Raw genomic sequence first — 11,016 nt, forward strand, 5'->3', positions numbered from 1 at the left:
GAAATCACGCATCAGAAGGAGCGACCCGCATGGCCAAAGCACGCAACCTCACGCAAAAAATCATCGCCCATCATCTCGTTTCGGGGAAGATGAACCCCGGCAGCGAAATCGGCCTGCGCATAGACCAGACCCTGACCCAGGACGCCACGGGCACCATGGCCTACCTCCAGTTCGAGGCCATCGGCATTCCCCGCGTGCGCACGGAGCTTTCCGTGAGCTACGTGGACCACAACACCCTGCAGACCGGCTTCCGCAATCCGGACGACCACCGCTACCTGCGCACCATCGCCGCCAAGTACGGCATCGTGTACTCGCCCACGGGCACCGGCATTTGCCACCAGCTGCACCTGGAAAACTTCGCCAAGCCCGGCAAGACGCTCATCGGCTCCGACTCGCACACCCCCACCGCCGGCGGCGTGGGCGCCCTGGCCATTGGCGCGGGCGGCCTTTCCGTGGCTCTGGCCATGGCGGGCCAGCCTTACATGCTGCCCATGCCCAAGGTTGTGCGCGTGAACCTGACCGGCCAGCTGACCGGCTGGGCCAGCGCCAAGGACGTCATTCTGCACCTGCTGGGCATGCTCACCGTCAAGGGCGGCGTGGGCAAGGTCATGGAGTTCACCGGTCCCGGCGTGGCCACGCTGACCGTGCCGGAGCGCGCCACAATCACCAACATGGGCGCGGAGCTGGGCGCCACCACGAGCATTTTCCCCAGCGACGGCCAGACCAAGAAGTTTTTGTCGCGCATGGGCCGCCCCGAGGACTTCGTCGCCATGGCGGCGGACCCCAAGGCCACCTATGACGAGGAGGTCGAGATCGACCTCTGCGCCCTGGAGCCCCTGGCCGCCGCGCCGCACATGCCCGACCGCATGGTGCGCATCAAGGACCTGGACGGCATGAAGGTCGACCAGGCCGCCATCGGCTCCTGCACCAACTCCTCGTACACCGACCTCAAGGCCACGGCGCAGATCCTCAAAGGCAAGCGCATCGACCCCGGCACCGACCTGCTCATCGCCCCGGGCTCCAAGCAGGTGCTCAAGCTGCTCACGGCCGAGGGCCTGCTCGATCCCCTGCTGGACGCCGGCGCGCGCATCCTCGAATGCGCCTGCGGCCCCTGCATCGGCATCGGCGGCTCGCCTGTCAGCAAGGGCGTGTGCGCCCGCACCTTCAACCGCAACTTTGAAGGCCGCAGCGGCACCCAGGACGCCCAGGTGTATCTGGTGAGCCCGCTGACCGCCGTCCACGCGGCCCTGAACGGCAAGTTCACCGACCCCGCCACCTGGGGCACCCCGCCCGCCAAGGCCGAGCTGCCCAAGCGCGTGCCCAGCATCCGCCAGCTGTTCATCTTCCCCGAGGAAGACGGCGCCCAGGTGGAAGTGCTGCGCGGACCGAACATCGTGGCCCTGGAGCGCTTCAGCGGCTTCACCGGCAACCTCGAGGGGCAGATCGCCCTCAAGGTGGGCGACAACATCACCACCGACCACATCATGCCCGCGGGCGCGGCCATCATGGCCCTGCGGTCCAACATCCCCGCCATCTCCGAGCACGTGTTCACCAAGGTGGACCCGGAGTTCGTGGCGCGCATCCGCAGCCTCGGCGGCGGGTTCATCCTCGGCGGCGAGAACTACGGCCAGGGCTCCAGCCGCGAGCACGCGGCGCTGGCTCCCCGCCACCTGGGCGTGCGCGCGGTCATCGTGAAGAGCCTGGCGCGCATCCACCGCGCCAATCTGGTCAACTTCGGCATCCTGCCGCTTTTGCTCGTCAACAAGGACGACTACGACACCCTGGCCCAGGGCGCGCAGCTCACCATCCCGGCAAGCGACATCAAGCCAGGCAAGCCCATCGACATCCAGGTGGCCGGCGGCGCCAAGGTTTCGGTTACAAATGATTTGACGGCCAAGGAACTGGAGATTATCCAATCGGGCGGACTGCTCAATACCGTGCGCATTTCCTAGCGCCCGCAGGGCCGGGAAAACCCGCACGCGTCAAGGCAGCACTTCAGTCCGCTAAGCATCGGAGACAACATGCTCGAAAGGTTACGCCAGAACGCCGAGAGCTGGGGCATTAAAATCGCCTTCGCCATCATCATCGTGGTCTTCGTCTTCTATTTCGGCATGGGCAACTTCACGGAGAAAAAAGAACCCGTGGTGGCCTATGTCGGTGGAGACGCCATCTCCGCGCGTGAGTTCCAGAAGGCCTATGAAGACGCCGTCACGGCCATGCGCCGCCAGAATCCCGGCGCCAGCGCCGAGGAGCTGAACACCCCGCAGTTCAAGCAGGCCGTGCTCACCCAGTTGGTGAACACCAAGCTGCTTTTGGGCGCGGCCAAGAAGATGGGCATCACCGTCTCCCCGGCGGAACTGCGCTCCGTCATCAGCAGCATTCCAGCGTTCCAGGGTCCGAACGGCGCGTTTGACGCCGCCGTGTATAAGAACGCCCTGCTGCAGAACCACACCACTCCGGCGCGCTTCGAGGAGGAACTCCGCAGCAACCAGATCATCCAGAAGCTGCAGGGCTACACCGCCGTTTCCGCCATGGTCAGCGAGTCCGAGGCCAAGGGCCTGTTCCAGTGGGCGCGCGAGACCGTGCGCCTGGACACCCTGAGCTTCCCCGTGAAGACCTTCGCCGATCAGGTGAAGCCCACGGACGCCCAGCTGACCGCCTATTACGACCAGAACAAGGACCGCTTCAAGGAGCCCGCGCGCATCCGCCTGGAGTACCTGCCCATCACCGTGTCCGACCTCGCCTCCGCGCAGAAGGTCAGCGACGACGACGTGAAGAAGCAGTACGAGGCCGGCGCCGAGACCTACAAGCACCCTTCCCAGGTCCACGCCCGGCACATTCTGCTGCTGGTGCCCGCCTCGGCCCCGCAGGAGGCCGCGGACAAGGCCCTGGCGCAGATGAAGACCATCCAGGCGCAGCTCAAGAAGGGCGCGAGCTTCGAGGCCCTGGCCAAGAAGTTCTCGCAGGACCCCGGCAGCGCCACCAAGGGCGGCGAGCTGCCCTGGTTCGCCCAGGGCGCCATGGTCAAGCCCTTTGAGGACGCCGCCCTGGCCCTCAAGCCCGGCCAGATCAGCGAGCCCGTGCGTACCCAGTACGGCTGGCACCTCATCAAGGTGGAGGCCGTGCGCCCCGCCGGCAAGGTGCCCTTCGACGAGGCCGCTCCCGAAATCAAGAAGCGCCTGGCCGAGGAAAAGGCCAGCGAAAAGATCAATGAACTGCTCGACCAGAGCATGGACCAGATCGCCGCCGGCGTGAAGCTGGCCAAGATCGCCCAGGGCCTGGGCCTTGAGACCAAGAAGAGCGACATGCTCGACATGCAGACCGTGCAGGCCGTGTTCGGCCTCAAGAAGGAAGCCGCCGAGACCCTCTTCGCCCTGGCCAACGGCGCGGGCGCCAAGACCCCGCTGTCCATGGAGCCCGCGCGCGGCTACCTGCTGGCGGAAAAGATCGAAGGCACGCCCGAAACCATCCTGCCCCTCGACAAGGTCAAGGACAAGGTTACGGCCGAGGTGAAGCGCGAGGAAGGCCGCAAGCAGGCCCTGGAAAAGGCCAAGGCCGTGCTGGCCGAGCTGCAGAGCCCGGACGCCCAGGCCAAGGTGCTTGCCCAGTACAAGGCCGACTTTAAGACCAGCGGCCCCCTGGACCGCCAGAACGCCATCGCACAGACCGGCGGCAACCCGCAAATGTTGCAGGATGTCTTCGCCGCCGCAGACAAGAATTGGCTCAAGCAGCCCTACGAGCTGCCCGAGGCCGTCGTCCTCGCCCGCATCAACGAACGCATCCCCGCGCCCGAGGAGACCTGGGAGAAGGAAAAGCGCGGCTGGCTCGGCCAGGGCGCCGCAGCCTTCCGCCAGGAGGTCTTCGAGGCTCTGCTCAAGAACCTGCGCGCCACCACCAAGGTCGAAATCGTGCGCCAGGATCTGCTGAACTAACGCACGCAAGCATCTGCGAAACGAAAGGGGGACGGCCAAGGCTGCCCCCCTTTTTTTTGCGTCCGCCCGCTGGTGAAGGCCCTGCATATGCGCCAACATCGACGCTCGCCGTGTCGCACCGCCTGCCGGGACGAGTTGCTGCGCATCGGCGCGGGCGAAGGGAAGAAAGAGGCGGGGCAAAAGGTCTGGACGGACAGAAGGGGAGAAAACAACGTGGCTCCGTGCCTGCACCTCAGCCAAGAGAGCAATTTCATTCCCCCACTTCGCCGGGTCCGGGGGCGGCCAGCCCCCGGCCGCCGGAGGCGTCTCCATGCACTCCGCTGGCGTCGGCTAAGGAATCCAGGAGCTCTGCCCCTTGGCCCCGGTCAAGAGAAGCAATGTCCCCCCCGAACCGGACGGACAGATCTCCCCGGCCAACCTCTGTCAGCGAAGGCCGTGCCCGTTTGAATGCCACTCAAACAGCGTGACGCGAATGCTCAGGAATCATGGTACAAAAGTGTTCCTGCACTCCCAAACACGACCTTCCGGGACTTTTGCAATGCGGATTTGTAGCGCCAAGATATTGTCCTTTGTAGTGCAATACAAAGTGGCAAAACCTATTACTTTCCATGTCTTAGGTTGAAGGCGCAGACTGCGGACTTTAGCGCCTGGAGCGGTTGGGGCAGCATTCTACGCTGCCGAATTACCCACAGGCGATGCCATCTCTCCAATATCGTCCATCATGCGTTAAGCCCCAGAGACTGCCCACTCCCGTCACTTTCCCTGAACGTGCGGCCGGGGCGGCGAATCATGGGGAGAGCTCATAGACGGCGATTCCGTCTGTCTTCCCGGCCAGAGCACCGACATAGCCTTTTGGGGCAGGGATGTCCCAGAGGTCCAGGTCCGGCGAAGAGACATGCGGGCGCAACACTCGAGCCGGGCTGTCCAGCCCTACGGCGAAGGCGTCGAACCCCAGGCCCAAACCCTGGCCAAGGGCCTTGGCATAGGCCTCTTTGCGCGTCCAGAGGGTAAAAAACGCCCTGGCGCGGTCGGGCTCCGAGCAGGCCAGGTAGGCGCTGCGCTCCTCTGGCGCGAAGAATCTCTCCACCAACGCGTCGGCGTCCGGCAGCACCCGCAGCGGTTCAACGTCAATGCCCACAGGCCCGCTCACACTCACCGCCACAAGAATCCAGTCTCCCGCGTGGCTCAGGTTGAACTCCGATCCGCCTTGGACCAAGCTGGGTTTGCCATGCGCATTGAAGCGATAGGCGATGCGCGCCGGCGTCGTCTTGGTCTGAGCGGCGAGAATGATCCGCAAGGCTGCGTGGGCCAGCACGAAGCGCCTGCGATCGACCTCGCGCACGAAGGCAGCGGCCCGCTTGGCTTCGGCTTGGTCCAACAGGGGAAGGAGATATTCTGGAAGAGGGGACGTAAGCGCGTATTGCAGACTCCACAGGCTCACGTGTCCGGGCGCGCAGGGCGGCAGAGCCTCCGGGCGGGCCAGAAGGTCCCCGAGTCGGAGGTCTGCCACAGGCTAGCCCTTGACCGTTTTCGGCCTTGGCTCGGTCACCAGAATGTGCAGCAGGCCAAAAACCGGCGTCAGCAGGATGGAGCCGAAGAAATATCCCCAGAAGCCCATGCGGCGGTTGGACCCCCATATGCCGATCAACCAACAGATCGCCAGATAGGCAAGAATAAAGATATGCATGGCCTGCTGCCTCCACTTTCCTATTTGATCATGTCCTCAGGGTCGGCCAGAACAAAAGTCCCTTGGGCAGAACGCTTCAGGAAGAGCTTGCGGTTGGTGGCGTCGCCCCTGTGGTCGAAACCGATGGTCCCGTAGAGCCCCTGCCAGTCATCCTGGGAGCGCAGCTTGCTCGCCACCACAGCGGGGTTGACGGTCCTGGCCGCGGCTATGCCCTGGGCCAGAAGCCGGATGGTCTCATAGGCCTCTGTCGAAGCTGCGTCCGGCCTTTGCCCGTAGGTCTTGGTGTAGTCGTCGTAGAAAGGCTTGGCCATGATCGTCGACTCGCGGACCGCCGCCTGGCCCGCGTGGTTGGTCACGATGTAGATGTCAGTTGCCCAGCCATCGGCCAGCTTGAACAGAGCTGTGTCCTCCAGGCCATGCGGGCCGAGTATGGGCTGGTTCATTCCCCGTTCGCGCATGGCGCGAATGAAGCCCGCGGCGCGAGGGAACTCGTCGGCGAGCATCACCGCATCGAAATCCATGGTCGCGATGTCCGACAGCAGGGCAATGAAGTCCGGGTCATTTGTGGGGTAGGAACGCACCGCCATCACACGCGGAAATTCCATCTCCGCGGCGGGTGACGGGGCCGGCACGGCCAGGGTGCTCAGCGCGTCGGCAAACTGCCGCCCCACAGTCTCCCAATACATGGAGCGGGCCTTGAGCACGATGATCCGCTTCAGCCCCAGGTGCTGGCACGCGGCAGCCAGTGCGAACATGGAATCGCGGTCGTTGGAGATGGTCCGCAGGACCCTGGAGAATCCGTGGATGGTCAGAAAAGGGTCGCTCACGGAACTGGCGAGGTAGAGCACGCCCGCATCATCGTAGGCGATGGATGCGGAAATGGCCTGCGGCGCATACGCGTGGCCCACGGCAAACAGGACTTTGGTGTCAAATACCACGGAAGAGTAAGCAGACCTGTCCACTTCCTCCTGGCGCTCCAGGACGGGTTTGAGTTCAAGCTTGCGCCAGATCAGTTGCGCATCGGGGCCCATGACCTGGACGCCGCCTCCTTGGTTGACGTGGCGCACGGCCAACTCGGCCCCATGGAAGAATCCGTCGTCCCGCGCGGGCCATACGGCGGCGATGACGATCGGGCCCTCTTGCGCCATGAGGGTTTCCTGGCGGTGCCGGGCCGCGCCGGAATACTCAGACGAGGCGCCCCAAAAATAGTAGCCCAGGGCGATGGCCACAAACCCAGCCAGCCACCAGTACGGCCAGCGCGTCAGCGGCCGGCCGCGCATCCAGGCGTGGATGGCGTTGAGGCCGAGCACCAGGCACAGCAACGAGAAGACGCCATAGGCGAGGTAGATGAACTTCAGCACGGGGCGCCGCTCCGGGGTTCAGATGTCGGCGTCGGCAGGATCATTTGTCGCCGCCCAGGATGACCGGAAGCTCGCTCTTGTTGTTGCCCACGATGACGACCTTGGCGTTGTTGGAGGTGGACAGGGCCTTGGTGGCCTGCACGCCCTCCCAGCGCAGCACCTTGTCGGAGAGGCTTTTGTTCACGATGTCGTTGTAGCTGGCGAGTCCGCCTGCCTCAATGGTCTTGCGCTGCGCCTCCTGCTTCGCCGCCTGGATGCGGAAGACGAAGGAGTCGGCGAGGTGCTTCTGCTGGATCTTGGTTTCAATGGCCTCCCGCACCAGGGCGGGCAGGGTTATGCTGCGGATGATGACGTCGTTGATGGCTATATAGTTGTTGGCCACCTGCTCCACGGACTCGCTCACCACGCGGGTCACGATGTCGAGGCGGGAGGAGTAGAGGTCCTCGGCGGTGAGCTTGCCGATGGCTGTGCGCAACGCGGAGTCCACCTCGGGGATGACGATCTTCTCCACGTACTCCGGCCCGACCTTCTTGTGCAGAACGCCCAGGAGCGCATACTCCGGGTAGAAGCGGATGGACACGGAAAGCGACGCGGTGAGGCCCTCCTTGGTCAGCACCGCTATCTCGCGGGGACGCTCCTGCACGCGCACGTCGTAGATGTACATTTTGTCCCAGGGGCAGATGACATGCAGGCCCTCGCCATAGACTTTGTCCACCTCTGTGCCGCCGAAGAAGCGGTACCACATCACCCCGGCCTCGCCCGCACCCACGTTGACGAAGATTTCCGGTATGAAATAGATGAACAAGAGCAAGGTCAGCAGAAAGCCGACAATGACCTGAGGGTAGCGCAAGATTTTCTTCTTGCCTGGATTGGGGAGGGTGGCCTCGGTGGCTTCCTGCGCCATGCGCATACCTCATCATTCGCGGGCAGGCCCGCGCGTTATGCCGCCCCGGCGCAAAGGCCGTCAGGCGTCTCTGTTGACGTCGGTCCGCTTCAGGCCGTGGTCGTGGCCTCGGCCGTGGGCTCGGTCGTCGCCGATTTCCTGCCAAAGGTGGAGCACCACTTCTTGCCCTTCTCGTACTGGTCCTTGAAGCTGGCCTTGGCCTTGTCCAGGTCGAGGTCCAGCATGCTGCCGCCCCGGTCGAAATGCTGGGCGAACACGTGGCCGATGGCGTAGGTGGTGGCCCCCGCCAGGATGGAGCGGCTGCCCGCGCCCAAGGTCCAGCCCACCACGGGGATGCTGCGCAGAAGCATGGACAGGGGATACGCCGCATAGGCGGAGACAACGCCGCCGGTGACGGAGGCGATGAGCTTCTTGCCCATTTCAGAGGAGTAGCTGATCCCGTAGATGTCGGCGATCTTGTTCAACAGGTGCAGCTGCAGTCCGGCAACGCCCAGCAGGTCCACCAGGGGGATGGGCACGACGCCGACGCCCATTGCTCCCAGGACATGATTGTCGATGGTTTTGCTGACCTTGAGGGCCTTGATGGTGCGCTGCTCAGTGGGCTCGGGGTCGATGACCTCGCCCTCCAGCGTGGCGCTGGCGCCCGGAGCTTCCTGGGTCTCTTCGGCCTTCTGGTTCTGGGGGTCATCCTTTGTCGCGTTCATGGGGCTGTCCTCCGTGGCTGCGGGTTGTGATCCATTTCCGGTCAGCTTCCGGCCATTTTGCCGTACTCCAGGCGGATCAAGCGGTCCGCCCTATCCCAATACAATTCATCGTGCGTTACGGCCAGCACGGTCTTGCCGCGCCGCTTGAGTTCCGGCAGCACTTGCTCGTAGAAGTGCCTGCGGAAGTGGCTGTCCTGGTCCGCCGCCCATTCGTCAAAGACATAGAGCGACTTGTCCTCGATGAGGGCCACGATCATCGCCAAACGTTTGCGCTGGCCGGTGGACAGGTTCAGGGTCGAGAACCTGCCCTCGGCGTAGGTGACCTTACCCGTCAGGCGCATGTCGTTGATGAGCGCGTTCACCGCTTCCGCGTCCACGTGGTCGTAGCCGTAGAAGCGGCCAAAAAGGTGGAAATCGCTCATAATTACCGCGCAGGCCTCTCGCAGGGCCACAATGTTCTGCGGCCCCACGGATGTGCCGTCCACCTCCAGGGCGCCACCCTCCGGCGCGTACATGCCGGTGAGCAACTTCACCAGGGTGGACTTGCCGCTGCCGTTGCCACCCACAAGAAACACCGTCTCGCCCCGCTTCAGGTCAAGGTCCACCGGACCGAAACGAAAAGGCGTCTCGCCTTCCGCCGCATCATAGCTGAAGCTCAGGCCACGAGCGCTGATGGTCTGGAAGTCCGCGAAGCGCTGGCGCAGCTCTTCGCCCACCGGGGCCACGTCCTCGTGCGCGGCATCGAGCACGGCTTCGATCTTGTTCAGGCTCGCCAGTGAGGCGTTGGAGCTGGCGAATACCGGGAGCACCTCCAGAAAGCCGGACATGTACCCGACGATGAACAGCACCACCGCAGTGATCTCCAGCACGCGGAAGGTGTAGGTGGAGCTGAAGCGCGGCACGACAAAAACCACCACTCCCAGGGTGATGAAGAACGTGGCCTGGGCGACGGCCCGGCCCTGCACCATCTTGCGCGCCGCATGCACGCCGAGGTCGCTGGTCTCGTTCACCAGTTCCTCGTAGTCGTGGGACAGGGCCTCGCGCTTGGCCCGGTTAATCTTGATCTCCTTGAAGCCCTGAAACAGGCTGGTGAGGTATTCGGATTGCAGCCCTTCGCGCTGGACGACCTCGGTCTGGCTGGCTCTCCCGAACTGATTGCGCAGATGCCGGGCCAGGCCCAGAGCCGCGCCGCCCGTCAAAACCACCAAAAATGCCGGGATGGAGAGCCACAAGAGGTACAGCATGCAGAAGAAGAGCATGATCAGCGATTGCAGGCCATAGGCCAGATGGTTGGAGGCCTGGAGAATGCTGCTGAAAATGCGGGTCGTTTTAGCGATCATCTCGCCCTGGCTCATGGCCTCGATGCGGGCCACGCGAGCCTCGGAAATCTTGCGGAACAAACGCAGGCGCTGTTCCGAAACCGTCTGCTCGATGAGCTGCTTGCCTTGCAACTCGGCAAAGGATTTGCTGGTCAGGAACAGGGCCAGCCCCACAAGAAACATGATGAATTCACGGGTGGCAGTGCTTCTGGAAGAAACCGCGGCCGCGCCAGCGTTGATGAGCGCCACCAGCCCGGCGTTGGCCGCGCCGGAGATGAGCGTCAGGATCAAAATCTGGCGCATCGGCCTTGGCGACCGGGCATACAGCAGGCGAAGCAGTTCCATGCGCCTAGCCCTGGTTCGCTTCGGCCCTGGTTGGGCTCCAAAAGGTTCCGGCGGCCAAGCGCGCATCCACCTCGGCCAAAAGCGCCGCGTCGATCATTGAAAGCTCGTCCACCAAGCGGGGCAAGCCTTCTGTTTCCATGATGCGCCGCTGGTGGCACTGCGGGTCGGCGGAGGGGGTGCCGATGAACCCCGCACGGATGTTCCGCGCCTCGACCCCGGCGCTGAACACGTCGTCCAGGAACAGGGCGCGGCTGGGGTCCGCCGGGCAGAATTCGTCGACGATGTGGCGGACGCCCGGGCGGATGTCGTTGGTGCACACGTAGCGCTCGAACACCCCGGCCAGCGGGCCCAGTTCGCTGCGCATATGGTCCTCCTCCATGCCTCCGTAGCAGACCAGCCTGACATCCAAGCCGGCAAGGCGCTTCAGCAGGGCCTCGGCCCCGGGCTGCAGGCGCACCGGGTGTTCCTTCACGTGCTCACTTCGGAAGCGGAAAAAATTCTGCACCATGTCCGCCAGGGGTTTTTCAGCCCCCTCTGGCCCAAAGAGGTCTCCGTAGTTGTCCCGGATGTAGGCCGCGGCTTTCTCGCGCGGCTGGGAAAAGGTGTTGCGCTCAAACGCCTCGGTGTACTCCCATCCGTAATGGGAGCACACACGGCGCAGCACGGGAGAAAACGTGTCCGTGAGCAACGTCCCGTCCAGGTCTAAGGCCATCAGCGTTACATGGCGCACAGCAACATCCTTTTTCAGACCATTATTCATCCCA

At 63.9% G+C, this 11,016-nt stretch carries 9 protein-coding genes; 2 read left to right on the forward strand and 7 right to left on the reverse strand.

The window, feature by feature from the left end; genetic code table 11:
* Window positions 1–29 precede the first annotated feature (29 nt).
* Both ACYQ4W_RS08585 and ACYQ4W_RS08590 read left to right on the forward strand, forming a co-directional pair.
* Complete coding sequence (locus ACYQ4W_RS08585) at window positions 30–1,952, forward strand: aconitate hydratase (RefSeq protein WP_459855295.1); 1,923 nt, start codon at window positions 30–32, stop codon at window positions 1,950–1,952.
* A gap of 69 nt (window positions 1,953–2,021) precedes the next feature.
* Window positions 2,022–3,932, forward strand: coding sequence for a SurA N-terminal domain-containing protein (locus ACYQ4W_RS08590; RefSeq protein ID WP_459855297.1), 1,911 nt, complete (start codon window positions 2,022–2,024; stop codon window positions 3,930–3,932).
* 787 nt (window positions 3,933–4,719) lie between these two features.
* Here the strand turns inward: ACYQ4W_RS08590 and ACYQ4W_RS08595 are convergent.
* The 7 genes from ACYQ4W_RS08595 to ACYQ4W_RS08625 all read right to left on the reverse strand — a co-directional run bounded on the left by ACYQ4W_RS08595 (window position 4,720) and on the right by ACYQ4W_RS08625 (window position 10,964).
* A complete protein-coding gene (locus ACYQ4W_RS08595; protein ID WP_459855300.1) occupies window positions 4,720–5,310 on the reverse strand; it encodes a 4'-phosphopantetheinyl transferase family protein in 591 nt (196 codons plus the stop codon).
* 135 nt (window positions 5,311–5,445) lie between these two features.
* Window positions 5,446–5,619: a hypothetical protein gene (locus tag ACYQ4W_RS08600; RefSeq protein WP_459855302.1), complete on the reverse strand. Its 174-nt coding sequence runs from the start codon at window positions 5,617–5,619 to the stop codon at window positions 5,446–5,448.
* Between the two features lie 20 nt (window positions 5,620–5,639).
* Window positions 5,640–6,980 (reverse strand): ABC transporter substrate-binding protein, encoded by a 1,341-nt coding sequence (locus ACYQ4W_RS08605; protein WP_459855305.1) that lies wholly within the window; start codon window positions 6,978–6,980, stop codon window positions 5,640–5,642.
* Window positions 6,981–7,020: 40 nt separating this feature from the next.
* Entirely contained in the window at window positions 7,021–7,884 is an 864-nt protein-coding gene (locus ACYQ4W_RS08610) for a prohibitin family protein (RefSeq protein WP_459855308.1), read from the reverse strand.
* Between the two features lie 89 nt (window positions 7,885–7,973).
* Window positions 7,974–8,588: a YcjF family protein gene (locus tag ACYQ4W_RS08615; protein WP_459855311.1), complete on the reverse strand. Its 615-nt coding sequence runs from the start codon at window positions 8,586–8,588 to the stop codon at window positions 7,974–7,976.
* Window positions 8,589–8,629: 41 nt separating this feature from the next.
* A complete protein-coding gene (locus tag ACYQ4W_RS08620) occupies window positions 8,630–10,252 on the reverse strand; it encodes a cyclic peptide export ABC transporter (protein WP_459855314.1) in 1,623 nt (540 codons plus the stop codon).
* Between the two features lie 4 nt (window positions 10,253–10,256).
* Window positions 10,257–10,964: an HAD family hydrolase gene (locus ACYQ4W_RS08625; RefSeq protein ID WP_459855317.1), complete on the reverse strand. Its 708-nt coding sequence runs from the start codon at window positions 10,962–10,964 to the stop codon at window positions 10,257–10,259.
* Window positions 10,965–11,016 lie beyond the last annotated feature (52 nt).

It is taken from the genome of Humidesulfovibrio idahonensis, assembly GCF_054657715.1.